The 26,176-nt window shown below is 68.4% G+C and carries 26 protein-coding genes; 13 read left to right on the top strand and 13 right to left on the bottom strand.

Annotated elements, in window-relative coordinates; genetic code table 11:
- Positions 1 to 23 precede the first annotated feature (23 nt).
- A complete protein-coding gene (locus DWQ67_RS08035) occupies positions 24 to 251 on the bottom strand; it encodes a hypothetical protein (protein ID WP_121485074.1) in 228 nt (75 codons plus the stop codon).
- A 147-nt stretch (positions 252 to 398) separates the two neighbouring features.
- On the opposite strand from DWQ67_RS08035, the gene DWQ67_RS08030 reads away from it, so the two are divergent.
- Together DWQ67_RS08030 and DWQ67_RS08025 are read left to right on the top strand one after the other, a co-directional pair.
- On the top strand, positions 399 to 1,328 hold the full coding sequence (locus DWQ67_RS08030) for a hypothetical protein (RefSeq protein WP_121485073.1): 930 nt from the start codon (positions 399 to 401) through the stop codon (positions 1,326 to 1,328).
- 134 nt (positions 1,329 to 1,462) lie between these two features.
- Positions 1,463 to 2,143, top strand: a complete 681-nt coding sequence (locus tag DWQ67_RS08025) for a DUF998 domain-containing protein (protein ID WP_121485072.1) — start codon at positions 1,463 to 1,465, stop codon at positions 2,141 to 2,143.
- A gap of 66 nt (positions 2,144 to 2,209) precedes the next feature.
- Here the strand turns inward: DWQ67_RS08025 and DWQ67_RS08020 are convergent, their stop codons facing one another.
- On the bottom strand, positions 2,210 to 3,439 hold the full coding sequence (locus DWQ67_RS08020; RefSeq protein WP_121485071.1) for an MFS transporter: 1,230 nt from the start codon (positions 3,437 to 3,439) through the stop codon (positions 2,210 to 2,212).
- A gap of 87 nt (positions 3,440 to 3,526) precedes the next feature.
- On the opposite strand from DWQ67_RS08020, the gene DWQ67_RS08015 reads away from it, so the two are divergent.
- Entirely contained in the window at positions 3,527 to 4,057 is a 531-nt protein-coding gene (locus DWQ67_RS08015; RefSeq protein WP_233555988.1) for a MarR family winged helix-turn-helix transcriptional regulator, read from the top strand.
- Here the strand turns inward: DWQ67_RS08015 and DWQ67_RS08010 are convergent.
- Positions 4,054 to 4,599 (bottom strand): DinB family protein, encoded by a 546-nt coding sequence (locus DWQ67_RS08010; RefSeq protein WP_121485069.1) that lies wholly within the window; start codon positions 4,597 to 4,599, stop codon positions 4,054 to 4,056. The two genes, DWQ67_RS08015 and DWQ67_RS08010, sit on opposite strands and share 4 nt — an antisense overlap.
- A gap of 129 nt (positions 4,600 to 4,728) precedes the next feature.
- Here DWQ67_RS08010 and DWQ67_RS08005 point away from each other — a divergent pair, with 129 nt between their 5' ends.
- From DWQ67_RS08005 to DWQ67_RS07995, 3 genes are read left to right on the top strand one after another with little or no spacing between them, the layout of a single operon-like run.
- A complete protein-coding gene (locus DWQ67_RS08005) occupies positions 4,729 to 7,086 on the top strand; it encodes an ATP-binding cassette domain-containing protein (protein WP_121485068.1) in 2,358 nt (785 codons plus the stop codon).
- A complete protein-coding gene (locus tag DWQ67_RS08000) occupies positions 7,086 to 7,655 on the top strand; it encodes a YdeI/OmpD-associated family protein (RefSeq protein WP_121485067.1) in 570 nt (189 codons plus the stop codon). Before DWQ67_RS08005 ends, DWQ67_RS08000 begins: the two co-directional genes overlap by 1 nt.
- Before the next feature lie 56 nt (positions 7,656 to 7,711).
- Positions 7,712 to 8,314, top strand: a complete 603-nt coding sequence (locus DWQ67_RS07995; protein ID WP_121485066.1) for a hypothetical protein — start codon at positions 7,712 to 7,714, stop codon at positions 8,312 to 8,314.
- Positions 8,315 to 8,474: 160 nt separating this feature from the next.
- Here DWQ67_RS07995 and DWQ67_RS07990 read toward each other — a convergent pair whose 3' ends face one another.
- Positions 8,475 to 8,858 (bottom strand): VOC family protein, encoded by a 384-nt coding sequence (locus DWQ67_RS07990; protein ID WP_121485065.1) that lies wholly within the window; start codon positions 8,856 to 8,858, stop codon positions 8,475 to 8,477.
- A gap of 334 nt (positions 8,859 to 9,192) precedes the next feature.
- Between DWQ67_RS07990 and DWQ67_RS07985 the strand changes: the two genes are divergently transcribed.
- The gene (locus DWQ67_RS07985; RefSeq protein ID WP_121485064.1) at positions 9,193 to 9,615 is read left to right on the top strand and encodes an organic hydroperoxide resistance protein; all 423 of its coding nucleotides are present in this window, start codon (positions 9,193 to 9,195) and stop codon (positions 9,613 to 9,615) included.
- A 19-nt stretch (positions 9,616 to 9,634) separates the two neighbouring features.
- On the opposite strand, the gene DWQ67_RS07980 is transcribed toward DWQ67_RS07985, so the two are convergent.
- The 4 genes from DWQ67_RS07980 to DWQ67_RS07965 form a co-directional block, all read right to left on the bottom strand.
- On the bottom strand, positions 9,635 to 10,336 hold the full coding sequence (locus DWQ67_RS07980) for an IclR family transcriptional regulator (protein WP_121485063.1): 702 nt from the start codon (positions 10,334 to 10,336) through the stop codon (positions 9,635 to 9,637).
- A gap of 3 nt (positions 10,337 to 10,339) precedes the next feature.
- Positions 10,340 to 12,286, bottom strand: coding sequence for an FAD-dependent monooxygenase (locus tag DWQ67_RS07975; RefSeq protein ID WP_121485062.1), 1,947 nt, complete (start codon positions 12,284 to 12,286; stop codon positions 10,340 to 10,342).
- Between the two features lie 324 nt (positions 12,287 to 12,610).
- Positions 12,611 to 13,096, bottom strand: coding sequence for an SRPBCC family protein (locus DWQ67_RS07970; RefSeq protein ID WP_121485061.1), 486 nt, complete (start codon positions 13,094 to 13,096; stop codon positions 12,611 to 12,613).
- Positions 13,097 to 13,344: 248 nt separating this feature from the next.
- Positions 13,345 to 14,400 (bottom strand): NAD(P)/FAD-dependent oxidoreductase, encoded by a 1,056-nt coding sequence (locus DWQ67_RS07965; protein ID WP_121485060.1) that lies wholly within the window; start codon positions 14,398 to 14,400, stop codon positions 13,345 to 13,347.
- Between the two features lie 136 nt (positions 14,401 to 14,536).
- Between DWQ67_RS07965 and DWQ67_RS07960 the strand changes: the two genes are divergently transcribed.
- Positions 14,537 to 15,172: a helix-turn-helix domain-containing protein gene (locus tag DWQ67_RS07960; RefSeq protein ID WP_121485208.1), complete on the top strand. Its 636-nt coding sequence runs from the start codon at positions 14,537 to 14,539 to the stop codon at positions 15,170 to 15,172.
- A 49-nt stretch (positions 15,173 to 15,221) separates the two neighbouring features.
- On the opposite strand, the gene DWQ67_RS07955 is transcribed toward DWQ67_RS07960, so the two are convergent.
- On the bottom strand, positions 15,222 to 16,070 hold the full coding sequence (locus DWQ67_RS07955; protein WP_121485059.1) for a hypothetical protein: 849 nt from the start codon (positions 16,068 to 16,070) through the stop codon (positions 15,222 to 15,224).
- Positions 16,071 to 16,147: 77 nt separating this feature from the next.
- Positions 16,148 to 17,287, bottom strand: coding sequence for a LysR family transcriptional regulator (locus tag DWQ67_RS14040; protein ID WP_233555987.1), 1,140 nt, complete (start codon positions 17,285 to 17,287; stop codon positions 16,148 to 16,150).
- Positions 17,288 to 17,364: 77 nt separating this feature from the next.
- On the opposite strand from DWQ67_RS14040, the gene DWQ67_RS07940 reads away from it, so the two are divergent.
- Positions 17,365 to 19,113, top strand: a complete 1,749-nt coding sequence (locus DWQ67_RS07940; protein ID WP_121485058.1) for an L-aspartate oxidase — start codon at positions 17,365 to 17,367, stop codon at positions 19,111 to 19,113.
- Between the two features lie 24 nt (positions 19,114 to 19,137).
- Here DWQ67_RS07940 and DWQ67_RS07935 read toward each other — a convergent pair whose 3' ends face one another.
- Complete coding sequence (locus tag DWQ67_RS07935) at positions 19,138 to 20,367, bottom strand: beta-ketoacyl-[acyl-carrier-protein] synthase family protein (protein ID WP_121485057.1); 1,230 nt, start codon at positions 20,365 to 20,367, stop codon at positions 19,138 to 19,140.
- 67 nt (positions 20,368 to 20,434) lie between these two features.
- Here DWQ67_RS07935 and DWQ67_RS07930 point away from each other — a divergent pair, with 67 nt between their 5' ends.
- Positions 20,435 to 20,995: a TetR/AcrR family transcriptional regulator C-terminal domain-containing protein gene (locus DWQ67_RS07930; RefSeq protein ID WP_121485056.1), complete on the top strand. Its 561-nt coding sequence runs from the start codon at positions 20,435 to 20,437 to the stop codon at positions 20,993 to 20,995.
- Positions 20,996 to 21,181: 186 nt separating this feature from the next.
- Here DWQ67_RS07930 and DWQ67_RS14215 read toward each other — a convergent pair whose 3' ends face one another.
- A complete protein-coding gene (locus DWQ67_RS14215; RefSeq protein ID WP_121485055.1) occupies positions 21,182 to 21,778 on the bottom strand; it encodes a TetR/AcrR family transcriptional regulator in 597 nt (198 codons plus the stop codon).
- Positions 21,779 to 21,845: 67 nt separating this feature from the next.
- Between DWQ67_RS14215 and DWQ67_RS07920 the strand changes: the two genes are divergently transcribed.
- The 3 genes from DWQ67_RS07920 (at position 21,846) to DWQ67_RS07905 (ending at position 25,013) form a co-directional block, all read left to right on the top strand.
- Complete coding sequence (locus DWQ67_RS07920; RefSeq protein WP_121485054.1) at positions 21,846 to 22,895, top strand: hypothetical protein; 1,050 nt, start codon at positions 21,846 to 21,848, stop codon at positions 22,893 to 22,895.
- 424 nt (positions 22,896 to 23,319) lie between these two features.
- Positions 23,320 to 24,483, top strand: a complete 1,164-nt coding sequence (gene rsgA / locus DWQ67_RS07910) for a ribosome small subunit-dependent GTPase A (protein WP_199712648.1) — start codon at positions 23,320 to 23,322, stop codon at positions 24,481 to 24,483.
- Positions 24,483 to 25,013, top strand: coding sequence for a GNAT family N-acetyltransferase (locus tag DWQ67_RS07905; RefSeq protein ID WP_121485205.1), 531 nt, complete (start codon positions 24,483 to 24,485; stop codon positions 25,011 to 25,013). Before rsgA ends, DWQ67_RS07905 begins: the two co-directional genes overlap by 1 nt.
- Here the strand turns inward: DWQ67_RS07905 and DWQ67_RS07900 are convergent.
- The gene (locus DWQ67_RS07900; protein WP_121485053.1) at positions 24,989 to 26,077 is read right to left on the bottom strand and encodes a hypothetical protein; all 1,089 of its coding nucleotides are present in this window, start codon (positions 26,075 to 26,077) and stop codon (positions 24,989 to 24,991) included. The two genes, DWQ67_RS07905 and DWQ67_RS07900, sit on opposite strands and share 25 nt — an antisense overlap.
- Positions 26,078 to 26,176 lie beyond the last annotated feature (99 nt).

Genomic DNA, 26,176 nt, shown 5'->3' with positions numbered 1-26,176 from the left:
CGGGCCAGCTGCCCTGCGGTGCATCACTCCTCGTTGGCGTCCGTGTAGCTGCCGGCCTCTCGCAGCTCTTCTCCCTCAAACTCGCCGTCGGCGTCCTGCATCTGGGTGAACTCGCCTTGGTGCCGTTCTCCCGCGGCCTGTTCGCCGTCGCCGGTGAGGTTCTCGTCCACGTAGCTACCCGTGGACTCGTCCTCCTCTAGGCGCTGCATGCCGTCTGACTCCACGTACTCGCCCTGGTTCTCTTGGCTCATGCTGTGTCCTCTCGCTCGACGGCGCGGCCGCAGCGGTGCGCTGGCCGTCGCCTCCTGTGATCCTTCTCCTCAGCCCCGGCCGTGGCAAGCGTGGACTCGCCCCCGTGACCCTTCTCTGCATCAGCCCGCATCGATAGCATGGGCTCCATGCCCTTCCATGAGAGTGTTGCCGGCCACCTCCGTGCTACCGCGGAGAACGCACCGCAACCGCTGGCAGATGACCTAGAGGCGGCGGCCGCGAAGCTGGACGGCTTTTTTCGGGCCCCCGGGACGCGGAAAGAGGCGGACCGGATTGTCGCGGTCCTCACCCCAGAGGTGTTGACGGCCATCGGTGAGGCCTTCGTGACGATGCGCAGCGACGAGATTGCGCACCCCGAAGAGCACTTCGGAAGCGAGTACGTCACTACCGGCTACGCCTTGGCCGCTCTCATTAATGGCGCGGCTATCCCGGAACTGGCCGCCGCAGCTGACGTGCAGCTCGCCAAGGTGCTAGCACTCATCCCCAGCATGACCCCCCAGCAGGTGGACCAGATCGAGCTTCTCAGCAGCAAGTACCGCAAGGAAGAGGCGGCGGTGGCGCTCCGGGCCGCCGTGAGTGAACGCCTGGCGCGGGAACCCGAGACCCAGGCCGAACAGTGGGACAAGGAACTGGGCCTGGGCATGCCCGCGGGGACCTGGGAAATGTACATTCGTGTGCCCGTCGTGATGGACCAGGGCAGACTCGATGCGGCCATCGTCATCGAGATCGAGAGCTACCCCGGCATGGGGGCGGGCTTTTCCCTCCGCATGGGAGCCGCGAACTACAACGCCCTGGGCGGCGGCATCCAGGTCATCCCACAACTCGGCCTGGCCTTGGGTGAGTACGAGCGCTTCTTCCCGAACTCCCAGCGCTCGCTGAAGGGTTCGGTCAGCCTGGCGGAGGTCATCAACGACATCCCGGGTGTGCTGGCGCAGGTGGAGGCGGCCCACCCAGAGCTCCACTACGACCGTGAAGCAATCGAGTTCACCGGCAGCCCGGGCCGCATCAATACGCCCACCCGCAAGAAGAAAATCATCTCCTGGCTCTCCGGCACGTAGCCCGCTCGGGGCGGGCTGGTGCTGGCGCTGGGGGGTGGAGATGGGCGCACCACTCGGCGCATACTGAAGCGAGGCGGACCCCCCGTCTGCGCTTGTTCGGAGACGACCTTCGGGCCCCCCAACGAAGGACTGCCATGACAGATTCCGTTCGCCCCTGCCCCGCCACCGTCTCCTCGGTTGGCCTGGTCTGGTGTGTGGCGCCCGCTTGGTACCTGCTGTGCGAGGCCATCGCCGCATCGGCCTTTCGCGGGTACAACTACGCGACGTTTTACATCAGCGACCTCGGCGTGCCGAGCTTTGGGGTCTTTGAGGGTCGCGAGCTGGCCTCTCAACTCCCCCAGGTCATGGACGCCGGCTTCATCGGCGCCGGGCTGTTGTTCCTGGTCGGGCTGTCCCGGCTGTTCCCCGTCCTGGAGCCTGGCGCACCCCGGGTGCTCCTGACGGTCTTTGGCGTGTTGCACTCGGTCGGGATCGCGTTGGTTGGACTGGTGCCCGGCTCGCCTGAGAACGCCGCGAACGGGCTCATGACCATCCACCTTCTGGGCGCGTTCGGTGCCATCGTGGGCGGGAACCTCGCTGCGATCGCCTCGGCTTGGGCGTTTCGTGGCACCGCATTGCCTCGATCCGCTCGACGCCTTGGCTTGATCCTGGGCGCCCTCGGCTTTGTCAGCATGGCGCTGTGGCAGTTGCACGTACTGCTGCCGGACGGCGTCTGGGAACGCGGGTCCGTGTACACCTTCATGCTGTGGCAGTTCGTGAGCGGCGTGGCCCTGCTGCGCTCCGCCCGAGCGCTTGACGCCTCTCGGCTCGACTGAGGTGTCCCGCCCCGGCCGGCGTCTCCATCCCTCGCCTCATCCGCTACCCAAGCCACCGTCCGACAGCTAGGCCGTGCGCAGTTCCTGACCCGCGGCCACCGCGGGCTCCGGTTCCGGGGCCGCACCGCGCTTGGACGCCACGGAGACCAGCAACACCACCAGGCCAAGAGCGGAGAGCCCCACACCCACCCAGGCGGCGGAGGCGTAACCCCAGCCAAGGCTGAGGGTGGCCCCGGCGGCCCAGGCCGCCACGGCGTTGCCGATGTTGAACGCGCCGATGTTGAGCGCGGAGGCCAGGGTGGGTGCGGCCGCCGCCTGGTCCAAGACGCGCGCCTGTAGCGGCGGCACGATCAGGAAGCCAAAGCCGCCGATGAGCAGGACGGACACGGCGGCGGCCCAGTACGAGTGCATGGTGAAGGCCAGGGAACCCAGCGCCAGGATGAGACCCAGCAGCCCCGCCACGGCCGTGGCGATCTGGTGACGATCCGCCAGCCTGCCGCCCAGCGAGTTACCCACGACCATGCCGACGCCCAGGAGCGCGAGCATCAGCGTCATGCCGGATTCGGAGACCCCTGCCTCCGCGTGAAGCATGGGAGCCAGGTAGGTGATGGCGGCAAAGACCCCACCAAAGCCCAGCAGCGTCACCAGCATGGCCATGATGACCTGCGGCCTGGCCGCGGAGCGCAGCTCGCCCTTGAAGCTGAATCCGGCCGGGGGCGCCAGCCGCGGGATCAGCACCCACAACGCGCCTGCGGCCAGCAGTCCGAGCGCCACCATGACCGCGAACGTGGCCTGCCATCCGGCCACCGCCCCAATCCAGGCGCCCGCGGGCACTCCCACCAGGTTCGCCAACGTGAGCCCGGTGAACATCATGGCGATGGCCCCCGAACGCTGGGCCGGGCCCACGAGTTGCGCGGCCACGATGGCGCCAATCCCAAAGAACGCCCCGTGCGTGAAGGACGCCAAGACCCGGCCGCCCAGCAGGAACCCGAAGGAGGGGGCCAGGGCCGTCACCAGATTTCCCACCGCGTACAAGACCATGAGCCCGGCCAGCATGGTGCGCCGATTCAGGCGGGAGCCCACCACCGTCATGATGGGCACGCCCACCAGAACGCCCAGCGCGTACACGCTCACCACCCAGCCCGCGGCCGGAATGCTCACCGAGAAGTGCTCCGCGATCTGGGGCAGCAAGCCGATCGGCACAAACTCCGTCATGCCGATACCAAAGGCGCCAAGGGCTAGCGCCAGGAGGGAGTACCGAGGGGAGTTAGTTGCAGACGCGGGTTGATTGCTCATGCATTTAAAGTAGTTGCAGACGCGGACTATTGCAAGCGCTACACTCAAGACATGCCATCCCGCGGCATCAGCACCTCAGGAGTTCACGTGAGCACGCAGCAGGACACGAAGCGAGAGCACCCCACCGGCACCGCAACAAGTGCCGCAAGAGACACCGCCAACGGCCCGGTGGATTACGTCGTGAACGGACACACCCCCCTGGCTCAGCGCTGGTGCGCCCTGGCCACGCTCCACGACCGCATCGACGCCAGCCTGGACCGCGCACTGCAAGAGGGGCACGGCCTCAGCACGCGCGAGTTTTCCCTCCTGGAGGTGCTGGGTCGCCAGCACAGCGGCGAGGGCGGACACCTACAGATGAAGGAGGTGGCGCATGCGGTGGCCCTGAGCCAGAGCGCCACCACCCGCCTGGTCAGCCGCATGGAGGAGCGCGGGCTGCTCTCGCGCTACATCTGCGCCACGGACAGGCGCGGCATCTACACGGACGTCTCCCCAGAGGGCACCCAGCTGCTCAACGAGGCGCGCCCCACCAATGAGCGCGCGCTGCATCAGGCCTTTGACGCGCTGGAACTGGACCCGGAGCTGGCCCCCTTGGTTGCCGTCCTACGCACGGACCACTAGGGCTGCACGCGCGCGCCGGTCACGTCCCAGACGTGGTGCTCAATGTCGTGGTCCATGTACTGCCACAGCGTCAGGACACTAAACGGGGCGCCGTCGGTCCGGTGGCCCCGCCTCTCCAGCTGTTCCGGCACCAGGGAACGCAACACGGAGTCGGTCTGGCGGGCCGCCAGCTCGACGTCGGCGGCGAGCGCCCGCGGATCGGTCGCCCAGTCCCGGCGCACCACATTGGCCAGGTCGCCATCCCAATTGTTGAACTCCGGATCATGCCGGGACACCATGGCCTCCAGCCGGTAACCCAGCAGCCGAATCATGTCCCTGGCGTGCACTCCATACTCCAGCGGGGACCACACCGTGGGCTTGGGACGCGTGGCAGCACCAGGCGCCGTCACAATCCCCGGCCACGCCGCCGCGGCGGCGCTCCACGCGGCACGCAACGACTCGACGTCGGGCCATTGCCTCCACCCGCACTCCGGGCACCCCTCGCGCATCACGAAGGTCCAGTCTCTGGTCTCGCCTGGCACCGGCGTGGGTTCGTGTTCCATGAACGCACCTTACGGCGGCGCGTGCGTGATGTCTGCTGCGACCCGGCACCAGGGAGTCGGCCTGATCCGCCATACTGTGCTCAGCACTTACCCAAGACCTGCGCCAGCCGCAGCCCGTCAAGGAGCGCCATGCCCCAGCCGCACCAGGCAGACAGCCACGACCTCATCCGCGTCATCGGCGCGCGTGAGAACAATCTGAAGGACGTCTCGGTGGAGCTGCCCAAGCGCCGCCTGACCGTGTTCACCGGGGTCTCCGGCTCCGGCAAGTCCTCGCTGGTCTTTGACACCATCGCGGCCGAATCCCAGCGCATGATCAACGAGACCTACCCGGCGTTTGTGCAGGGATTCATGGCCAACAACGCCCGCCCGGACGTGGATGTGCTGGAGGGGCTCACCACGGCGATCATTGTGGATCAGGAGCGTATGGGCGCCAATGTTCGCTCCACGGTGGGCACCGCCACGGACGTGAACGCCATGCTGCGCATCGTCTTCTCCCGCCTGGCCCAGCCCCAGATCGGCGGCCCGCAGGCGTACTCCTTTAACGTGGCCTCCATCTCCGGTGCGGGCGCCGTGACCATCAACAAGGGTGGGCAGGAGAGCAAGGAGCGGCGCAGCTTCAACATCCTGGGCGGCCAGTGCCCGCGTTGTGAGGGCATGGGCACCATCAACGACATTGACCTGTCCCAACTCTTTGACGAGAACAAGTCACTGAACCAGGGCGCGCTGACCATTCCCGGCTACACCCCGGATGGGTGGGGAGTGAAGATCTTTACCGGGTCTGGGTTCATGGACCCGGACAAGGCCATCAAGGACTTCACGGAGAAGGAGCGCCACGCGTTCCTCTACAAGGAGCCTGTCAAGGTCAAGGTGGGCGACATCAACATGACCTATGAGGGCCTGGTGCCGCGCATCCAGAAGTCCATGCTGGCCAAGGATCGCGAGTCCATGCAGCCGCACATCCGCGCCTTTGTTGACCGCGCCGTGGCCTTCACGCAGTGCCCGGAGTGCCATGGGACGCGCCTGGCAGAGACGGCCCGGACCTCACTGATCAAGGGCGCCTCCATCGCGGACGTGTGTTCGTGGCAGATTTCTGACGTGGCCGAGTGGGTCACGGACCTGAAGGAGCCGGGCATGGGCCCGCTCCTGGATGCCCTGCGGGACACCCTCAGCTCCTTTGTGGACATTGGTCTTGGCTACCTCTCCCTTGACCGCCCGGCCGGCACGCTCTCCGGCGGCGAGGCCCAGCGCACCAAGATGATTCGCCACCTGGGATCCGCGCTGACGGACGTGACGTACGTCTTTGACGAGCCCACGGTTGGCCTGCATCCCCATGACATCCAGCGCATGAACCAGCTGCTGTTGCAGCTGCGGGACAAGGGCAACACGGTCCTGGTGGTGGAGCACAAGCCAGAGACCATTGCGATCGCAGACCACGTGGTGGACCTGGGCCCGGCCGCGGGCTCCGGCGGTGGCCAGATCGTTTTTGAGGGAACGCTGGATCAGCTGCGCAAGGCGGACACGTTGACCGGCCGCCACCTGAGCTATCGCGCGGAGTTGAAGCAGAGCACCCGCGAGCCTCAGGGCGCGCTCTCCATCAGGGGCGCGCAGCGCCACAATCTGCAAGACGTCTCCGTGGACATCCCGCTGGGCGTGCTCACCGTCCTGACCGGCGTGGCCGGCTCCGGCAAGAGCTCGCTGTTGGATTCGCTGCCCCGCGATGCGGAGGTGGTGGTGGTTGACCAGTCCCCCATCAAGGGCTCGCGCCGCTCCAACCCTGGCACCTACACGGGGCTGCTTGAGCCCATCCGCAAGGCCTTCGCCAAGGCCAACGGGGTCAAGCCGGCACTCTTCTCCAGCAACTCGGAGGGCGCATGCCCCCATTGCAAGGGAGCCGGCGTGATTTACACGGATCTGGGCGTCATGGCCTCCGTGTCCACGCTGTGTGAGGTGTGCGAGGGCAAGCGCTTCTCCGCGGAGGTGCTGGATTACCACTGGGGCGGCAAGGACATTTCCCAGGTGCTCCAGATGCCCATTGCGGAGGCTTTGGAGTTCTTCTCTGCGGGTGAGGGAAAGATCCCCGCCGCCGCCAAGATCCTGCAGCGCCTCTTCGATGTTGGCCTGGGGTACGTCTCCGTGGGGCAGCAGCTGACCACCCTCTCCGGCGGGGAGCGCCAGCGGCTCAAGCTGGCCGCCCAGATGGCAGAGAAGAGCGAGATTTACCTGCTGGATGAGCCCACCACTGGCCTGCACCTGGCGGACGTTGCTGCGCTGCTTGGCCTGCTGGATCACCTGGTGGAGTCCGGCAAGTCAGTGATCGTGGTGGAGCACCACCAGGCGGTCATGGCGCACGCCGACTGGATCATCGACGTGGGCCCGGGCGCCGGTCGGGACGGCGGCCGGGTGGTCTTTGAGGGCACCCCGGCGCAGCTGGTGGCTGCCAAGGAGACGCTCACCGCGCAGCACCTGGCCCAGTACGTGGGCGCCTGATGGAAGGTGCGCTTCCGGAGGCCCCGCTGACCGTGGCGGACGCCGCGGCCTGGCGTGCGTGGCTGGATCACCACGAACACACGCACGACGGCGTGTGGTTGCGTCTGGCGAAGAAGGGCGTCACCGAGCCCACCTCGCTTGGCTACCAGGAGGCCCTCCTGGAGGCGCTGTGTTCCGGGTGGGTGGATGGGCAGCGCAAGTCCCTTGATGCCACGAGCTTTGCGCAGCGCTTCACGCCGCGCCGAGCCCGTTCGCTCTGGTCCCTGCGCAATATTGGGCTGGTCACCGAACTGATCCAGGCCCAGCGCATGCGCGAACGCGGGCATGCGGAGATTGCCCGCGCCAAGGAGGACGGCCGGTGGGACAGGGCTTACGCCGGGCCCGCCTCCATCCAGGTCCCGCCGGAACTGGAGGCCGCGCTGGGGGCCAACCCCGCGGCGTCGCGCACTTTTGACGCCATGAACCGGACCCAGCGCTACTCGGTGATGCACACCCTCGTGACCGCACCCAACCCCGCGGTACTCGCCGCCCGCGTGGAGCGCGCGGTGCAGCGGCTCATGCAAGACTGAATCTCCCTGCCGCGCCCCTCAGAGTCCATCACTCCTCTCGAAAGCGAAACCCGCCCATGATGCCCTACCCCGGCTCTGAGCCCGAGCAAGCCCCGCAGCGCCCCGGACGCGCCAAGCTCCCCGCCAAGGGCACCGTCGTGGCCTGCATCCTGGGGCTCCTGTTCGCCCTCGCGGCCTGGGGTATGGGTGGTGCATTCATCTCTGGCGAGAGCGGTAACCGCGACCTGGCCAGTGAGCTGCGAAGCAGCGGGAAGAGCGCCATGGTGGAGGACGCGCGGATTCGAGGCACCAAGAACTCAACGAACACTAACGCGGCCCCGCAGCTGGAGCTCACCTTCACGGACGCCCAGGGCAAGGTCCAGAAGGGCACCACGTACTTCTTTCCGGACACGGTGGGCGGCGCACCGATGAGGACGGCCTGGGTGGATCAGTTCTCCGGCAAGGAGACCATCGTCGGTGCCGAGGTGCGTTACCAGGCCGCTGACCCGTCCCGGGTCATGCTGGCGAGCGAGATCCCACCTATGGCCAGCTCCCCCATCAACGTGATCTCCTACTTTGGGTGGGTGTTTCGGGGCCTGAGCCTGGTCATCGCGCTGGTCTGCGTCATCACGCTGATCCGGGTCATCAGGTCGCGAAGTGGCGGAGGCAAGCAGGCCTGAACGCGGACATGAAGCGGGGCCCCGGCTGATCAGCCGAGGCCCCGCTTCGCGTCATCACTCGCACCCTTGGAGGTAGTTATGACTCTAAGGAGTCATCTTGTGCCAGCCCTGTGCGCCAGCCGCCAGTGCGGTGAAATCGGCGCGGTGAAACGTGCCGAACTCAACCCAACTCGGCGTCCGAGCGCAGCACGCAGAACTCGTTGCCCTCCGGATCCTGCATGGTGACCCAGCCCGTGCCGTCGGGCTTGCGCAGATCGGCGTAGACGCTCGCGCCCCTCTCCAGGAGCGCGTCCACCTCCTGATCGCGGGAGCGGTCGGTGGGCCTCAGGTCAAAATGGATCCGGTTCTTGCCACCCTTGCCCTCCGGCACCTCAATGAAGAGCAGCTGGTGCCCGTCCACCGGCGAATGGATCAGGCACTCCTCGTGCCCCGGCAGATTGGGATCCGCCGGGTCCATCTCGTAGTCAAGGCTCTGCCGCCACCATTCGGACAGCGCAAACGCGTCGGTGCAATCAATGCTGGTGTGGGAAACTCGGCTGCTCATGCCTCGAAGCTACTCCCCAGCCGGGGCTGGCAACAGTGCCCGACGCCGCTGGGCCGGCTCCCAGAGCCGCCCACAACGAGAGCGGGGCCCCGGCTTGTTAGCCGGAGCCCCGCTCCTTGTCATCACTCGCACCCTTCGAGGTAGTCACGACTGTAGGCCCCCAGTTTGTGGGCCGCCTGTGCCCCACCATCCAGGCCGGTGTGTGCCCCGTGGGGCCGTCATTCCCAACTGGTCAGCGGGCCCACACGCTCGTAGTGTCAGTGGTGGCTGCTTCCGCGGCCTCACCGCTTGACCCAGCCGCCCCACCCGGGTGGCACTGCAGAAAGGTGTTTCCATGAAGCCGATTTACACCACCGAAGCCCTCGCTACCGGAGGCGGCCGCGACGGCCACGTCTCCGTCTCCGAGTCGCCGTTGGAATTCGAGATGCGGGTCCCCCAGGCCATGGGCGGCGCCGGCGATGGCGCCAACCCCGAGCAGCTCTTTGCCGCCGGCTACGCCGCGTGCTTCAACTCCGCCCTGCAGGCCGTGGCCCGCGCGCAGAAGGTCGCCATCCATGGCTCCAGCGTGGGCGCGCGCGTCAGCATTGGGGACAACGGCCAGGGCGGCTTCCAGCTCGCCGTTCACCTGGAGGTGGTGCTCCCCGAGCTGGAGCATGACGCCGCTCAGGCCCTGGCGGACGCCGCCCATCAGGTCTGCCCGTACTCCAACGCCACGCGCGGCAACATTGAGGTGACGGTCTCCGTCAGCGACGACTAAACAGCGCCGCTGACCCCGGTCAGCTGAGGTCCGCCTCCACGGCTCGGGCCGCGGTTGCCAAGAGCGCCGCGGCCTGCCCCGGGTCCTCGCTTGGACCCACGCGCACCACGGCGAGCGCGGCGGGCGGGTGATCCGGGAGCACCAGTGGCACCGCCACCGAGGACACCCCTGGGATCACCTCTGCGTTGCTGACGGCGTAGAGGATCCCGGCGTCGGTGGAGCGCAGCTGCGGGCGCTCCAACCCGCGGCTGCGCAGCTCCTCCGACGCCAGCAGCCAACGGATCGCCGCCCCCGGCCCGCCAACATTCAAGGAATGCCGCGTGCCCGGGCGCTGCGCCACGGATGCCTTCCCGTGCCGAGGTTCCACGGAGACCAAGGTGACCACAGCGTCGTCGTCCAGGACGGCGAGGAACGCCGTGAACCCCAGCTGATTCGCCAGGGCAGTCAGCTCCGGGAGGACCGAGGCCTGCAAGTCCCGCTCCACCGTGCGGGCCAGCGCCGCCAGGCCCGGCCCAAGGCGGACGGAGCCGCCCTTGTCCCGCACCACCAGGCCGTGCTCCTCCAGCGTGCGCAGCAGACGGTAGACGATGGAGCGGTGCAGCCCCAGCCGATCGCACAGCTCGGGAATGCCCAGCGCAGACTCCGCCTCAGCCAAGACCTCCATGACCCGCAGGCCCCGGGACAGGGTCTGCGAGCCGGCGGAGGGTGCGGCGTCTGGCATGGATCAGGCCTGAGTAGATGTGGCGGTGGCGGCCGTTCCGGTGGCGGCCAAGACGCCCGCGCCGGTGTGCGGCATCACGACCTCAAAGAAGGCAGCCAGCTCGGAGTGCGCGTCCAGCGGCAGCACCTGGGCCACGTACTGATCCGGGCGGACCACCACCACTGCGCCGTCGCGGGAGATTCCGCGCTCCGCGTAGATGTCCGTTTCGGGGTCGGCAGAGAACACGTTCTCGTACTGCATCAGGTCAAACGCACCGTAGACGGGGCGGAAGGCGGCGGGCGCGTCCAGCAGCTCAAAGTCCAGGTGGTTCTGCTGGTAGATCACCTTGGCGTCAAACCACTCGCGGCGACGCCGGCCGCCCAGGTCGGCACCCACCAACGGCGAGGCCGGATCATTCGCGAGCCACTCCCCCAGATCGGTGGTCTTGGAGGGCTGGCCGGCGGCGGGGGCGTCCGCGAAAACGTAGATGCGCCAGCGGCCATCGGCTTGGGCCAGGTGGCCCAGCTGCACCGGGTTGCCCTCGGCGCGGCGCACCACCTGGGCGGAGCGGAAGCGCTTGCCCACGGTGTAACCGGTGGCCAGGTCCTGGTGGTCCTGGGTGCCGCACACCAGCGAGGTCTTGTACTCGGTCATGAACCCGGCCGGGAACTCGGCGGTGCGAACGTAGAAGTCCTCTAGCTCCGTGGGCGAGTCAAAGTCCTCCGGCTTGGCGGCCATCATCGAGGACCACGTCTTGTCAAAGTCAATGAGATTCTGCGCAATCTCCTGACGCTCATCCGTGTAGGTGCGCAGCAGCTCGGTGGGGGCCACGCCCAGCAGCACGTGGGCCAGCTTCCAGCCCAGGTTGAACCCGTCCTGCATGGAGACGTTCATGCCCTGCCCAGCCTTGGCGGAGTGCGTGTGGCAGGCATCGCCCAGGATGAAGGCGCGGGGCTGGCGCACCGCGCGCTCCTGCGCCGGCACGTCGTCGAAGCGATCGGTGACGCGGTGGCCCACCTCGTACACGGAGGACCAGGCGATGTGCTTCACGTCCACCGTGTAGGGGTGCAAAATCTGGTTGGCCCGGGCAATGATCTGGCTCATCGGGGTCTCGCGCACGGCGTGGTTGTCATCCTCCGCCACCTCGCCCAGGTCCACGTACATGCGCGTGAGCTGCCCGCCCTCGCGGGGGATGTGCAAGATGGATCCGCCGTCATTGGACTGAATGGCGCACTTCACGCGCCAATCCGGGAAGTCGGTGACGGCCAAGGAATCCACCACGCCCCATGCGTGGGCGGCCTGCTTGCCCTGACGGGTGGCGCCGATGTCGCGGCGAATCTGGGACCGGGCGCCGTCCGCACCCACCAGGTACTTGGTGCGGACCACCAACTCCTCGCCGGACTGGGGGCCGGCCACGCGGCGCAGCGTGACGGCGACCGGGTATTCCTCTGACTCGTCGATCTGATGCGAGAGGTACTCGATCCCGTAGTCCGGCACCATGCGCGTGGGCGACTGGCGCATGACCTCGCCGAAGTACTGCATGATGCGGGCCTGGTTCACGATCAGGTGCGGAAACTCGGAGACGTTGAGCTCGTCATCCTTGGCCACGGCCGCGCGCACAATCTCGCTTGGATTGGTGGTCCCTGGCTTCCAGAAGGACATCTCGGTGATGTGATAGCCCTCGTCAATCACCCGGTTGGCGAAGCCGAACGCCTGGAAGGTCTCCACGGAGCGGGCCTGAATGCCGTCCGCCTGACCCACCAGCAGCTCCTCCGGGCGGCGCTCCACCAGGCGGGCGTTGATGCCGGGGAACTGGGAGAGCTGCGCGGCGGTGATCATCCCGGCCGGGCCCTCACCCACAATCAGCACGTCCAGCTCGACGGGCAGCTCCGCGGTGCGGTTCAGGCCAATTCCGGCCGGGCGCTTGATGATCGGGTCTCCGGTGACATACCCGTCTTCGTGGAACTGCATGCTGGCCTCGCTTTGCCTCTGGTTGCCCTGCTCGTCATTGAGTGTTCGTTTATAGAACGCGGCGTTCCCATATCGAATATCTTCCCATCACTGTAGACCCAGATCACACCCCCGCGCCAGGTGCGTCACACTTTTGGGACGTCCCCACAAGGCAAAGGTGCCCGACGCCGCTGACTCACGTCAGCGGCGTCGGGCACCTGGCTCTGTGGCACAGTGGCGCTGCCGGCCCTTGGCGCGGGCTTTGCGCCTCAATGTGTGCGGATGCAGGCCCGCTTTGGGCTGCATCCGCACAGATCGGAGCGCAAACCTCCGCCGCGGGCCCGGCTACGCCCCCGCGACCTTGGCCATCTCGTCAAAGAAGTGGTTCCACCCGCCCACCAGCGAGTCCTGCTGCTCGGGCGTGAAGCCCGGGGTGTCCTGGGCAAAGTACATCGCGGTGCCCTCGCCCTCGGGACTCAGGTCAACGGTGATCTTGGCGCGCGTGGGCTCATCCGGGCGATCGGTGATGGTCAGGACCAGCGAGGCATCCGGCTCCACCGTCTCGAAGTTGCCCGCCCAGTTCATGGTGTTCCCGTCCGGAAGCACCATGACGGCCCGCCACTCGCGGCCCGGCTGCGCCACGTAGTCCAGGCGATCCATCGGCACCTCGATGTCGGGGCCCCCAAACCAGCGCGAGAAGGACTCCGCCTGGGTCCAGGCGGCAAACACCGCGGCCGGCGGCGCATCAAAGACGCGGTCGATGGTGATGCCCTCCACCAAGGCCTCCTCGCCAAACTCCGCACCGGACTGGTCCACGTTCTCTTCGGTCATGCTTGCTCCCCCGTACTCATTGGCTACTCTGTGGCCGCGAGCGGCAGGCTTGAGCTGGCCCGCCCGCGGGTGGTCCGCCACGCGCTCGGCCTACGCCGGACGCGCGGCGCCACGGGGACCAGTCTTGCGCGCCAAGCGCCCCGCGCCCAGCCCCTGACTCGAGGTTTGCGCCTCAATGTGTGCGGATGCAGCCCCGCTTTGGCCTGCATCCGCACACATCGGAGCGCAAACCTTCGCCGAGGGCCTGGCTACGCCCCGACTGCCGCACCCACACCGGCGCCCTCACCAACGCGCGCAAGCCTGGCCTGCGCGTCCGCCATCACCAGTTCCGCGTTGATCTGCGCACCGGCCATGGCCCCACCTGCCGCGGAGGCGCCCACCTGCGCCATCGGCTCCGTCACGTTGCCGGCCAGCCACACGCCGGGCACGGAGCTGGATCCGCCCATTCCGGAGGGCACCAGCGTGGCCATGCCGCCGCCCATGTCCTCCGTGAGTAGCCCCAGCTCGGCCAGGAAACCGGCCTGTGCCTCCGGATGCGATGCCGCCACGACCGCCTGGGCGGGGAGCACCTCACCGCCGGCCAGGCGCACACCGGTCAATGCGTCGTCGAGCACTACCAGCTCCTCCGCCTGCCCCGTCACGATCCGCACCCCGGCCGCGCGCAGCAGCGCCTGCTGCTGCGCATCCGGCTCGGCCGAGTGCAGCAGCAGCGTCACGTCGCGGCTCAGCTGGCTGAACAGCAGCGACTGGTGCGTGGCCGCGGGGCCGGTGCCCAGCACCACGATGGTCTGGTCCCGCACCTCCCAGCCGTGGCAATACGGGCAGTGCACCACGTCGCGCCCCCACCGCTGCGCCAGCCCGGGCACCTGCGGCAAAGCGTCGACGACGCCGGTGGTCACCAGGAGCCTGCGCGCCCGGACGCGCGCCCCGGACTCGATGGTCACCTCAAATCCCACGCCGTCCGGAGCGGCGGACTCGTCCTGCGTTAGGGCTCGGGCCCCGGTGACGACCGCGCGACGGATCTTGCCTCCGTACCCGGCCACCTCTGCCCGGCCACGGGCCAGCAGTTCGGCGGGGTTGAGGCCGTCCAGGCCCAGGTACCCGTGCATCTCGTGGGCCGGGGCATTGCGCGGCTGACCGGCGTCGAGCACCAAGACGCTGCGGCGCTGGCGCACCAGCTGCAGGGCGCCGTTGAGTCCGGCCGCACCGCCGCCGATCACGAGGACGTCCACCTCGGTGGGATCTACGGAGGGGTCGAAGTCGGTGAGGTCAAGGTGCTTGGGGGCAACGTCGCTGTGGTTCATGAGCGCTCCTGTGATGTGGCAAGAAGGTGCTGGATGCGTGGCTCGTAGCGCGTGGTCGCGGGCCGAGGCCGATGATCCAGCTGGTCTGCGTCCAGCTTGACCTCGGCGGGAGAGAACGGCAACTATGCTTGCCGTTATGGCAAACCCTTCTGCGCAATCTTCTTCGCCCCCCGCCCCTTCCTTGGGGGCGGTACTGGACGGCCTAGGGGTACGTCTGCGCACCCTGCGCGAGCGCTCCGGCGCCACTCTTGCCCAGCTTTCCGCGACCACCGGCATCTCCGTGAGCACCCTGTCCCGCCTCGAGTCGGGGCAGCGACGGGCCACCTTGGAGTTGCTCCTTCCGCTGTCTCGGGAATACGGCGTCTCCCTGGATGAGCTGGTCACGCTCCCCACTGTGGTGGATCCACGCATCACCCCGCAGGCACACCGGGACGGGGATCGCGTGGTGCAAACGCTGACCCGCCGCAACTCCGCCGTCCGGGTGTTTCGCACGCGCATCGAGGCGGGCTCGGCGACGGGTGCCGGCGCCAGCGCCAGCGCCAGCGCCAGCGGGCAACAACTGATGTCCCACCCGGGGTTCGACTGGGTCTACGTCCTGGCCGGGCGCCTGCGCCTGGTGCTCGGCGAGCGCGAGTTTGTGCTGGAGCGCGGGCAGGCCGCGGAGTTCGATACAACGACTCCGCACTGGTTTGGCGCCGCCGATCACCGCCCCGTGGACTACCTGAGCCTGTTCACCCAGGAGGGCGAGAAGGCGCACAAGCACCCGCACTGATCCGCGGCCGGCCCCTCCCCAGAACGCACAAGGTTTGCGCCCGGGGGTCTTACTTGGACTGAGCGCCGTCTCGGGACTTGATCCAGTACTTGTTGGTTTGCTCCCAGCCACCCTTGCCATCTGGCTTGAAACCGTAGGCCCTGTCCATTTCGGCCGTCACATCGCCATCTTTTGAGACGCCAAGTATGAGGGAGGCGCCGGGCACGTACGTCTTCTGCTCTGCATCCGCCGTCTCCGACGAGGCCCGAAGAATCGGGATGTCCACCTCCGCGTACTTACGGGCCCGCATGTAGGAAGGGTCATTGGGATCAGGCTTGGGCGCCTCGGAGCAGCTCACGACGGCGACCACGTTCTTGAAGTCCGCATCGGCGTAGTTGACATCCTCACGCGGGTCCCCGGTCCACTCTTCGAGGGGATACACCCCCGTGAGCGGCCTCATGAGCGACGAGGCGAGGAAATCGAACTCCTTGCGGGGCTCTTGCGTGGTCCCCGCAATCAGGGGCGGCTCCTCCGGCGTCTCACTGATTCGCGCCTGCGCCCCCTCTGCCCACTCCACCTCCATCCGCACGGCGCACAGCGTGGCGCCTTCCTTCACCTTCTCGGCGGTGACCTTGATGGATCGCACAGCCAGGCTCCGCCCGCCGCCTTCGATGGACTTCACCAGCGCGTCCGGGTAGCGCAGGGTGATCTCTTTGGCAGGGGCGGACTTCCCCTCGAAGGTGTAGACGTTGCCGGAGCCGGCCTCGGCGTTGGATGCTGCTGCGGAACCCTGAACGGAGGACGAGCCCTGCGTCGCTGGCGAGGACCCCGCGCACGCGGTGAGCCCCAGCGCCACCACAAACGCGGCCCCCAGAGTCGCAGCACTCCGCCCGCGCTTCACCTTTTCTGTGCCACCCATAGCAATTCCCCCAGTTGATGGTTCTATATTCACCGCTCAGCCTACGAAGATTCCTTCGCAACCCGGCCCCACCACGCCTATGCGGGCACCACAAACTCCGCCAGCTCTGCCCCGGGCGCGGTCAGCCTGGCAGACACCTGAAACACCAGGGCCCGCATGGCGCGGGTGGCGGCGTCCGGGGTGGCCCCGGCCCGCAGCGACAGGGCGGCGGTACGCGTCAGTGCGGGCCGGACCAGCCGCGCGGCCTGCAGGCCGGGCCGGTCTAGCAGGATGGTCGCCGGGACCACGGCCACCCCAAGGCCACGCTCCACAAAGCGCAGCACGGCGTCCATTTCCGCCCCCTCCACGGCCACGGTGGGGCGCAGCCCGGCGGCCTCGAATGCGGCGTCCGTGGCTTGGCGCAGATCGTAGGAGCGGTTGAAGGCCACCTGCGGCAGTCGCGCCAACTGGGCCAGGGTGATGCGCCCGGAGACCGCCGCGCGCGACGCCCCGGCCCGTACCGCAACGGCCCGCGCTTGCGGCGGGTCAAAGTCGGAGCCCATCAGCAGCGCGGCCCGGCCACGCCCCGGACGCGGCCCGTTCTGCACTACCGCCGACGAAACGGCCGGCGCCCCGGCACCAGCGTTGCCCGACGCCGCCCGCTCACCCGAGCGCGCGGCGTCGGGCGCTGCGCGGTGCTGGGACCCCGGACCGCCCTCCGACCGGGCGGACGCAACCACCAGCTCCTCGGTGAAGAGCTGCACCGACTCCACGGAGGGGTCCAGGATGCCGCGCTCGATGGTCAGCGCCAGGTCAAGCTGACCCTGCGCCAACGCCTGCGCCAGCGCGTGGGAGCCGGCCTCCATGACCTCGAGGGCCACGCCGGGGTGGGCCTCGCGGAACTCCGCCAGCACCTCTGCCACCACGGAGACGCACAGGGTGGGCGGCGCCCCCAGACGCACGCGCCCGCGCTCCAGGCCGGAGAGGGCCTGCATCTCGCGGCGGGCCGCCTCGGCGTCCGCCAGCATGCGCCGCGCGATGGGCAGCAGCGCCTCTCCGGCCTGTGTCAGCCGCACCCCGCTGGTCGCGCGCTCAAAGAGCCCCTGCCCCAGATCCGACTCCAGTGTGGAGATTTGCCGGCTGAGCGAGGGTTGTGCCAGGAACTGCTCCTCCGCGGCTCTGGTGAAGTTCCCCAGCCGCGTCACTGCCTCAAAGGAGGCCAATTGCTCAAGCTTCATGCCCATAGCGTATCGCTATGAGAGCCAGGCAAACTATACATTGGACGCATTGACAGCACGCTTCCTACAGTGAAGTCATGACCACTCAGCATGCCCCGGAAAAGCTTCTCACCACCTCCGTCCTCGTCATCGGTACGGGCGGCGCAGGCCTCCGCGCCTCCATCGAATTGGCCGAGCGCGGCGTGCAGGTCCTCGCGGTGGGCAAGCGCCGCAAGCACGACGCACACACCACCCTGGCCGCCGGCGGCATCAACGCCGCCCTCTCCACCATGGATCCCGAGGATTCCTGGCAGCAGCACGCCGCGGACACCCTGCGCGAGTCCTACTTCCTCGCGGACCCGGAGATCGTGGAGACAGTCACCAAGAACGCCGCCCGCGGCATCGAGGACCTGGACCGCTGGGGCATGCCCTTCGCCCGTGAAGAGGACGGGCGCATCTCACAGCGCTTCTTCGGCGCACACAAGTACCGCCGCACCGCCTACGCCGGGGACTACACGGGCCTGGAAATCCAGCGCACCCTGATGCGCCGGGCCGCGGAGCTCAACGTCCCCATCATCGACACGGTCTACATCACGCGGCTCCTGGTCGCGGACGGCACCATCTTTGGCGCCTACGGCTTTGACGTGGTCACCGGCCAGCCGGTGCAAATCCACGCGGACGCCGTCATCCTCGCGGCCGGCGGCCACACGCGCATCTGGCGTTACACCAGCTCACGACGCGACGAGAATACGGGAGATTCCTTCCGCCTGGCCGCCTTGGCTGGCGGCAAGATTCGCGACGCGGAGTTGGTCCAGTTCCACCCCTCGGGACTCATGGAGCCCGACGACGTCGCGGGCACCTTGGTCTCGGAGGCGGCGCGTGGCGAGGGCGGCGTGTTGCGCAACGCTCTGGGCGAGCGCTTCATGGAGAAGTACGACCCGGAGCGCATGGAGCTCTCCACGCGAGACCGCGTGGCGCTGGCCAGCTACACGGAGATTGCCGAGGGGCGCGGCACGGCCAAGGGCGGCGTGTACCTGGACGTGTCCCACCTGCCCCGCGAGACCATCCTGGCCAAGCTGCCCCGCGTCTACCGCAATCTCATTGACCTGCAGATGGTGGACATCACGGAGCAGCCCATCGAGATTGCCCCCACGGCCCACTACTCCATGGGTGGCGTGTGGGTGCGCCCGGAGGATCACGGCACCGGCGTGGAGGGCCTGTACGCCATCGGCGAGGCATCCTCCGGCCTGCATGGTGCCAACCGCCTGGGCGGAAACTCGCTCATCGAACTCATGGTGTACGGGCGCATCACGGGTGAGGTCGCGGCGGAGTACGCCCAGACCCGCACCGAGGTGCATCGCGATCCCGCCGCGGTCCAGGCCGCCCGGGATGAGATGCAGTCCTTCCTCAGCAATGACGGGCGCGAGGTGCCCCGCCGCCTGCAGCGCGAGATCCGGGACATCATGACGGAGCACGCCAATGTGGTGCGCACCGAGGAGGGCCTCCGCGCCGGCCTCGCCAAGATCGCCGCCATTGAGGAGCGCACGGCCAACGTCACGGCGCACCCGGACATCGCCGGCTTTGACGACCTGGCCCACGCCTACGACCTGATGGGTTCGTTGCTCGCGGCCCGCGCCACGCTGGAGTGCGCCATCGAGCGCCGCGAGACCCGCGGTTGCCACAACCGCGCTGACTTCCCGCAGCAGGATCCGGCGCTGCGGGGCAACTTCCTGTGGACCCCCGCGGACGGCGTGAGCTTCGAGCCGCTGCCGGACGCCCCGGAGTCCTTCCGCGCGCTGGCCCAGGAGGGCATGGATGACTCGGTGGACGGCAAGCTCGTGGAGTAGCCGGGGGCGCGGCCCGTCAGCGCATCACACCGTGAAGATCAGCGACACGTTCTGTCCGCCAAAGCCAAAGGAGTTGGAGAGGACCGCGCCGGGACCCACATCGCGCGGCTGGCCGCGCACCACGTCCAGTCCGCATGCCGGATCCGAGTCACTCAGGTGGGCAGTCGGCGGGACCAGGCCGGTTTGGGCCTGACGGATGGAGACGATGGCCTCCACGGCGCCGGCCGCTCCGACCAGGTGCCCGGTGGCACCCTTGATCGCCGTGACGGCCGCGCCGCCGTCCACGCCGGCCACTCCGGTGGAGCTCAGCGCCAGGGCCTCTGAGGCATCTCCCACGGAGGTGCCTGTGGCGTGGGCGTTGACCTGCTTGATCCCGGCCGGGGAGAGCCCGGACTGGCGCAGGGCCTTCTCAATGGCCAAGCGCTGCCCGCGGGCTGCTGGGTCTGAGGAGGTGATGTGGAAGGCATCTGAGGTGATGCCCCAGCCGGCCAGGTGCGCATGGATGCGCGCGCCGCGGGCCACGGCGTGCGCCGCGCTCTCCAAGATAACCACCCCCGCGCCCTCCCCGAGTACAAAGCCCTTGCGGTCCTCGGCAAAGGGGCGGGAGAACTGGGACAGGTCCTCGTCCGCGGCGGGGGCGGCCAGCGCCTGCGTCTGGGCAAAGGCGGCCACGGTGAGCTGCGCTATGGCGGCCTCGGTGCCGCCGGCGATCACCACATCCGCCTCGCCGGACTCGATCAGCCGGGCGCCGTGGGCAATGGCCTCCGCGCCAGCGGCACAGGCGGAGACCGGCGTGTAGACGCCCGCGCGGGCGCCGTAGGCCATGCTGATCTGGGCCGAGGCCGCGTTGGCCATGAGCTGTGGGACCGTGCGCGGGGAGACGCGGCGGGCGCCCTTCTCGTTGAGCACGGCCTCCTGAGAGAGCGTGGTCAACAGCCCGCCCACACCGGTGCCGATGCTCGTGGCCATGCGGTCGCCATCCACCTCGGGGCTGCCCGCGTCCGCCCAGGCCTCCAGGGCGGCGACGAGGGCCAACTGCTGCTGGCGGTCAAGGCGCTTGGCGGCGGCGCGTCCCAGAATTTCGCTGAGATCGGTGCTCACCTGCCCCACACCCTGGCGCGGCTGCTCAAAGAGTGCTGGGTCCAGCTTGAGCTCCGTGATGCCGGACCTGCCCTGGAGCAGCCCCTCCCACAGTTCCTCCACGTTGGCGCCCAGTGGGGATACGGCCCCAAGACCGGTTACGACGACCGCCACGGCCTGCCTCCTCAGTTGAAGTTCTTGTACGACGTACAACTACAGTTGTACGGCATACAATCGGCACATGTCTACCCGTCGTGACACTCGCACGCTGATCCGCACCGCCGCGGCCGCCCTGGTCCTGGAGCGCACACCGGCCGAGTTGACGGTCAAACAGGTCGCCGAGGCCGCCGGCGTCTTCCCCAACCAGGTCACTCACCACTTTGGCTCCAAGGACCAGCTCTACGTCGCGGCTGCCTTCTCCCGCTTCTTGCGCGACACCTCACGCCTGCCCCGCGCCGTCCGCTCCGCGCGCACCACGGACGCCTTCGCCGCCGCCATCACGCGCACCGCACTGACCATGCCGTCCCTTGATTCGGTGGTCAGCTCACTGGCACTGGCGCGCAACAACCCGGCACTGCAGGACGTGGTCTCCGGCTACCTGCGCCTCCTCCTCTCCCGTTCGGAGCGCTTTCTCGAAGCGGAGACGACGACGCGTGGCTGGGGTACCGCACACGGCGTTCGCAGTTCTGCCAAGACGTTTTGGACGTCCATCTTTGGCTCGGCGCTGGCGCATGGCGCGGGTTTTGCCGGGGCCTCGGATGACATCGAGATCGCAGCGGGGCTCGCACTCACCACCAGCTGACGCACACAGCGGGCGCACCGGGGATGTGTAGTACACGCGATGGGTGCGCACAGCCGCCCCAAAGAGTCGGCTCGTAGAGTCATGACTACCTCCAAAGGGTGCGAGTGATGACGCGAAGGCCCCGACCGGTTTCCCCCAAACCGGCCGGGGCCTTCATCATGTGCGGCAGCCAATGCGCCCGGACCCTTAGGCGTCCGGCAGCAGGTCCACCAGGAGCGACTCCCGATCCAGGTCGGCGATCAGGCCCCGCCGCAGCACAAAGCCGTGGACATTGACCATGATCACGTCCGCCATGCGCAGCGCCACAGCGTCGGCATCCACCCCCTCGAAGCGGCCGTTCCCTTCCTGCGTCTGAGCCCACGGGCCCAGTTCCCGCGCCACAATGCCCTTCACCTTCTCCAGCGCCTCCTCCACGACCGCGGCCAGGTCCCGGTCCCTCGCGGATTCGGCAAAGAGCTGCAGCACCACAGCACCCAACTCCTCCGGCAGGACCTGCTCCACGAGCCGGCGCAGCAAGCGGTGCGGGGTAATAACACCGGGCGAACCGCCGGAGAGGTGCTGCAGCAGGGCGCCGCGATCCTCCAAGAGCGCCAGCGCTGAGAACCGGACAAGTTCGGCCTTGGAATCGAAGTGCGAGTAGATGGACCCCGCGGACAGGCCGCTCTCACGAATGATGTCCGTCATGGAGGTGGCAACAAAGCCATTGCGAGCAAAGCACCGCAGGGCGGCCTCGGCGATCTGTAAGCGGCGCGACTGGCGCCCCTCTTCTGTGAGCTTGGGCATGCAAACAGAATAAACGTTCTGCTACAGTGAAGCCAAAGAAAACGAACGTTCTGTTTTAGGAGTAGTCATGAATATTCGCATCCGCACCCCCTGGATCAAGGCGGCGGTGCTCGGCCTGGGTGGGTCACTCGTGGTCGCCCTCCTCGTCTTGGCCTTCATGTGGCCGGCCAAGACGTCCACCGCCCACCACCTGCCCGTGAGCCTGGCCGGTCCCGAGGCCGCTGTCACCGCCGTAGAAAAACAGCTGGAACAGGCCTCCCCTGGCACCTTTGTGGTGCACCGCGCCGCCGACCGCACTGAGGCCGAGTCTCAGATCAAGCGGCGCGTGACCTACGGAGCCATCGTGTTGAGCACCGGGAACGGCGGGCAGCCCGCGCCGCCGGAGGTGCTCACTGCCCCCGCCGCGGGTGCCGCACCCACTCAGATGCTCACCGGACTGGCCTCCAAGCTCCAGGCGGACATGGGCAAGCAGATCGCCGCCGCCGGCGGTGATCCAGCCAGTGCCAAGGTCACCGTCATCCCCCTCGTGCAGCTCTCCGCCAACGACCCCATGGGTTCCGGCTTGGCGTTGGCCGCCCTGCCCCTGGCCCTGGGTGGCGTGATCGGCGGCGTCCTCCTCTCCACGAAGGTGCACGGCACGTGGCGCCGTTTGGGTGGGGCCGCCGTCTTTGCCGCTGCGGCCGGCGGGCTGTTGGTGCTGATCATGCAGGCCTGGTTTGGCTACTTACAGGGCAACGCGTGGCTCAACGTCGCGGCGATCGGTCTCACCGTGGGAGCGACAGCCACCTTCATGATCGGCTGCGTGAAACTCCTCGGTTCACCCGGCATCGCCTTGGGTCCCATCGTCACCGTTCTGCTCGGCAACCCGCTCTCCGGCTCCAACGCCCCGTGGCAGTTCATACCCGAGCCTTGGGGCGCCATCGGTCAGTTCCTGGTCCCCGGTGCCGGCAACACCCTGCTTCGAGACATCAGCTATTTCCCGGAGGCCAATACGGCTCAGCAATGGCTCACCCTGGCGGCCTGGGTGATCTTCGGCGCGCTGCTTGCCCTGGCCGGGGAGGCGCTGAAGCGCCGGCGCCTGGCTGGCAGCTCCCCACGGGTGGCGACCAGCCCCTGACCATGCAACTCCAGGATGGCGCTCAGCGGATTTACAGGGAGCGTCATTATTGTTTTAACTACCTCAAAGGGTGCGAGTGATGACGCGAAGGCCCCGAGCGATTTTCCCCAAGATCGCTCGGGGCCTTCATCTGTCCCGGCGCAGGTGCTAACGTTCCGAATCAGCGGCGTTGTCCAGCCGGTGCCGCGTGGCACCGAGGATCAGCCGCCGGCCAAGCGAGTAGAAGAAGAGGAGGTGTGACAGATGACTGCCCAGACCACGATTGCCGTGCGCCATGACGTACCAAGCGATCAGATGCCCAGTTCCCACACCTCCCGGCCCAGCGCCTGACACTCTTTACGCCGTAGCGCCTTGATGCGCGCACGGTCGGCATCGCACCGTCGATGCACCCAACGCGTCTGGTCCACGAGCAAAGGTCTCTCCCTTGTCTCTGCACCGTTCTTCCTTTTCCAACGCCAACAACACTCACGCCGGCACCGCCGACACCCACACCCACACCGACACCAGCGCCGCCTCACTCACCGACCTGGGGTGGGACCAGTCCTGGGCTGACGCCTTCACCGAACACGCCAAGCCAGGCTCCGTCCCCGCACGCGTCCTGCGCGCAGAACGCGGGCTGTGTGAGGTCCTCACGGAGCACGGCCCCGCCCGGGTTCTCCTCCAGGGCGCCCACCACCACGGGCCTGAGGACACCCCGACCACGGGAGACTGGCTCGCGATCATCCCAGCCACTGGGGCGGACCCGGCCCTGCTAGATGCCATCCTTCCGCGGCGCACCGCGCTGGCCAGGTCCAGCGCGGACGGCTCCTCTCGCGGGCAAGTGCTGGCGGCCAACGTGGACACGGTGGTGGTGACGGTCTCCCTCGCCGCGCCCCTGCGCCACACCCGCACCGAACGCCTGCTGGCGCTCGCGTGGGAGAGCGGGGCGCGCCCCGTCGTAGCCCTGACCAAGGCGGATGCCCAGGCCGATCCGGAGGCCGCGCTCGCGGACATGAGACAGGTAGCACTGGGGGTGGACGTGATCCTGACCAGCGCCAGCCTGGACCAGGGCACGGAGGCGCTGGCCGCCGTCGTGCACGGGACGGTGGTGCTGTTGGGGCCCTCCGGCGCCGGTAAATCCACGCTCGGCAACCGCCTGCTTGGCCAGGAGTTGCTCGCCACTGGGGACGTGCGTGAGGCGGACGGCAAGGGCCGGCACACCACTGCGTGGCGCGAGCTGTTGCCCCTGCCCGGCGGAGGCGTGCTCCTGGACACCCCGGGGCTGCGCTCCATTGGCCTGACCGGCAGCGACGAGGGGCTCGGGCGCACCTTCGCCGACGTGGAGGCGCTGGCGCTCGAGTGTCGTTTTGGCGATTGCGAGCACCGCACCGAGCCGGGTTGTGCGGTCCTTGACGCGATTGCGGCGGGCACGCTGGGCGAGCGTCGGCTGGAAAGTTATCGCAAGCTGCTTCGCGAGACCGCGTGGCAGGCCTCCCGCACCGACGCCAAGGCTCGCTCGGCACGCACTGCGCGGGTGAAGTCCACGGCGCGTCAGATTCGCGACATGAAAAAGATTCCCGGCAACCGGTTCAACAGGGGGGATCAGTGATGAGTTCAGGTCAGAACAACGTTCCTTGGGTCACGCGGCCGGAGCGGCCGGCGGACGCTGCGGCGGTCCACCGGGTAAACGCGGCGGCCTTTGAGACGGCGGCGGAGGCGGATCTGGTGGACGCGCTCCGGCGGGACCCGGGCGCCTGGATCCACGGGCTTTCCACGGTGGCCACAGCGCCCGACGGCGATGAGGTGGTTTCGCACGCACTGCTCACTCGGTGCCGCGTGGGCGGGCAGGACGCGCTGGCGCTGGCCCCCTGCGCCACCCTGCCGCAGTTTCAGGGCAGCGGGGCTGGCTCCGCTGCGATCCGGGCCGGCCTTGAGACGGCGCGGGCGGCCGGTGAGAACCTGGTGGTGGTCCTTGGCCACGCGGCGTACTACCCCCGCTTCGGCTTTGTACCCGCCGCTTCCATGGGGGTCACCGGCCCGTTCGAGGTGCCAGAGGGCTACTTTCTAGCCCTTTCATTGGACCCCTCCCGGCCCACCCCGCGCGGGGAGATCAGCTACCCGCCCGCGTTCGGGATCTGATCCTGGGTCTCCCGGCCCAAGGTGTGCCGCAGGGCCGCGCTCAGCTCCGGGTATCGGAAACGGTGCCCGGTGCTGCGCAGCCCTGGATCCATCTCCGCGCCAGGGAGCGAGGACGGCGCGGCCGCCAGCACCGTGCCCCGAAGGGCTGCGTCCCACAGGCATCGATGCACCACGTCCACCAGGTCATCCAGCCCAATCCACGCACCGCGCGCTGGGGTTCCCCGGCGCAGCATTCCACGCTCGGCCGCACCCGAACCCAGAACGTATCCGGCCCGGATGTGCACGACGCGCGGTGCAGGCGGTGAGGCAGCGGGGTTTGGTGACCACACGGCGTCGGGCAGGTGCTCCTCACCGAGCACCGCGACGCTCACGCCCGCGTGCGCGGCCTCTCGCACCAGGAGGCCGGACGCCTCCGCGTCCGCGCCCCAGGCAATCACGGCGTCACACCCCTGGAGCAGACCGGGGGTTGGTGCATGCGGGTGCCACTGGCGCGCGCCATGCCCGGTGCCCGCGTGGTGCACCAAACGGATCACGCGATGCCCGCCCGTGCTCAGGAAGGCGGTCAAGGCCCGGCTCAACTCGCCATCCTCCGCAGCCAAGGCGATCACCATGGAGCGGGCGCCAGCCTGTTCCGCGTCCGCATGGCGCTGCAGGTCCCACGCCACCTGGCGCTGGCGGAAGCGGATCATGGGACGCAGCAGACGGGGCGGGATGGGGGTGCGGAGGGAATCGCTCATGAGCGTGTGGCCCTGCGGCGTGGGTTCAAAGCCGTGCTCGTGGATCCAGGGGAACAGGCCCATGGGCGCGCTGCGCAGGCCGACCACCGCGGAACGATCCTCAAAGCGCCTGCCCGGAAGGTAGCCATGCGGTTGGTGACGGGCCGCCCACAGCAGGCCAAACGGCAGGGCGAGCACTGCGGTGCCGTCCGCCAGCGAGGCGGACTCGCGCACCAGGCGCGCCGGCATCCACGGCGGGGCCAGCCTCGCAAAGGCGCCGGGCCGGGCAAACCACTCCATGACCCGCTCAGGGGAATGCCGAATCTCCACAGCCTCAAGAATGCCCATGCCGCGACGCTACCCCGCGGCACAGGGTGGCGTGAGAGTCTTGATCCCGCGGGGGCGTCGCCAGGACGCCGCGACCAGGGGGAGACATGCAAGAGGGAC

The organism is Galactobacter caseinivorans (assembly GCF_003640665.1).
GTDB lineage: Bacteria > Actinomycetota > Actinomycetes > Actinomycetales > Micrococcaceae > Galactobacter > Galactobacter caseinivorans.
This window is presented reverse-complemented; position numbering and strand designations above follow the sequence as displayed.

What these genes read in the sequence shown, in the direction of transcription:
- DWQ67_RS07920 (WP_121485054.1), top strand. Translation starts at nt 21,846, where the DNA reads ATGAATATTCGCATCCGCACCCCCTGGATCAAGGCGGCGGTGCTCGGC.
- DWQ67_RS07980 (WP_121485063.1), bottom strand. Translation starts at nt 10,336, where the DNA reads ATGCCAGACGCCGCACCCTCCGCCGGCTCGCAGACCCTGTCCCGGGGC.
- DWQ67_RS14215 (WP_121485055.1), bottom strand. Translation starts at nt 21,778, where the DNA reads ATGCCCAAGCTCACAGAAGAGGGGCGCCAGTCGCGCCGCTTACAGATC.
- DWQ67_RS07990 (WP_121485065.1), bottom strand. Translation starts at nt 8,858, where the DNA reads ATGAGCAGCCGAGTTTCCCACACCAGCATTGATTGCACCGACGCGTTT.
- DWQ67_RS07960 (WP_121485208.1), top strand. Translation starts at nt 14,537, where the DNA reads ATGGCAAACCCTTCTGCGCAATCTTCTTCGCCCCCCGCCCCTTCCTTG.
- DWQ67_RS14040 (WP_233555987.1), bottom strand. Translation starts at nt 17,287, where the DNA reads ATGAAGCTTGAGCAATTGGCCTCCTTTGAGGCAGTGACGCGGCTGGGG.
- DWQ67_RS07905 (WP_121485205.1), top strand. Translation starts at nt 24,483, where the DNA reads ATGAGTTCAGGTCAGAACAACGTTCCTTGGGTCACGCGGCCGGAGCGG.
- DWQ67_RS07930 (WP_121485056.1), top strand. Translation starts at nt 20,435, where the DNA reads ATGTCTACCCGTCGTGACACTCGCACGCTGATCCGCACCGCCGCGGCC.
- DWQ67_RS07900 (WP_121485053.1), bottom strand. Translation starts at nt 26,077, where the DNA reads ATGGGCATTCTTGAGGCTGTGGAGATTCGGCATTCCCCTGAGCGGGTC.
- DWQ67_RS07970 (WP_121485061.1), bottom strand. Translation starts at nt 13,096, where the DNA reads ATGACCGAAGAGAACGTGGACCAGTCCGGTGCGGAGTTTGGCGAGGAG.
- DWQ67_RS07985 (WP_121485064.1), top strand. Translation starts at nt 9,193, where the DNA reads ATGAAGCCGATTTACACCACCGAAGCCCTCGCTACCGGAGGCGGCCGC.
- DWQ67_RS08010 (WP_121485069.1), bottom strand. Translation starts at nt 4,599, where the DNA reads ATGGAACACGAACCCACGCCGGTGCCAGGCGAGACCAGAGACTGGACC.
- DWQ67_RS08020 (WP_121485071.1), bottom strand. Translation starts at nt 3,439, where the DNA reads ATGAGCAATCAACCCGCGTCTGCAACTAACTCCCCTCGGTACTCCCTC.
- DWQ67_RS07940 (WP_121485058.1), top strand. Translation starts at nt 17,365, where the DNA reads ATGACCACTCAGCATGCCCCGGAAAAGCTTCTCACCACCTCCGTCCTC.
- DWQ67_RS08000 (WP_121485067.1), top strand. Translation starts at nt 7,086, where the DNA reads ATGGAAGGTGCGCTTCCGGAGGCCCCGCTGACCGTGGCGGACGCCGCG.
- DWQ67_RS07955 (WP_121485059.1), bottom strand. Translation starts at nt 16,070, where the DNA reads ATGGGTGGCACAGAAAAGGTGAAGCGCGGGCGGAGTGCTGCGACTCTG.
- DWQ67_RS07975 (WP_121485062.1), bottom strand. Translation starts at nt 12,286, where the DNA reads ATGCAGTTCCACGAAGACGGGTATGTCACCGGAGACCCGATCATCAAG.
- DWQ67_RS08025 (WP_121485072.1), top strand. Translation starts at nt 1,463, where the DNA reads ATGACAGATTCCGTTCGCCCCTGCCCCGCCACCGTCTCCTCGGTTGGC.
- DWQ67_RS08005 (WP_121485068.1), top strand. Translation starts at nt 4,729, where the DNA reads ATGCCCCAGCCGCACCAGGCAGACAGCCACGACCTCATCCGCGTCATC.
- DWQ67_RS07995 (WP_121485066.1), top strand. Translation starts at nt 7,712, where the DNA reads ATGATGCCCTACCCCGGCTCTGAGCCCGAGCAAGCCCCGCAGCGCCCC.
- DWQ67_RS08035 (WP_121485074.1), bottom strand. Translation starts at nt 251, where the DNA reads ATGAGCCAAGAGAACCAGGGCGAGTACGTGGAGTCAGACGGCATGCAG.
- DWQ67_RS07965 (WP_121485060.1), bottom strand. Translation starts at nt 14,400, where the DNA reads ATGAACCACAGCGACGTTGCCCCCAAGCACCTTGACCTCACCGACTTC.
- DWQ67_RS08030 (WP_121485073.1), top strand. Translation starts at nt 399, where the DNA reads ATGCCCTTCCATGAGAGTGTTGCCGGCCACCTCCGTGCTACCGCGGAG.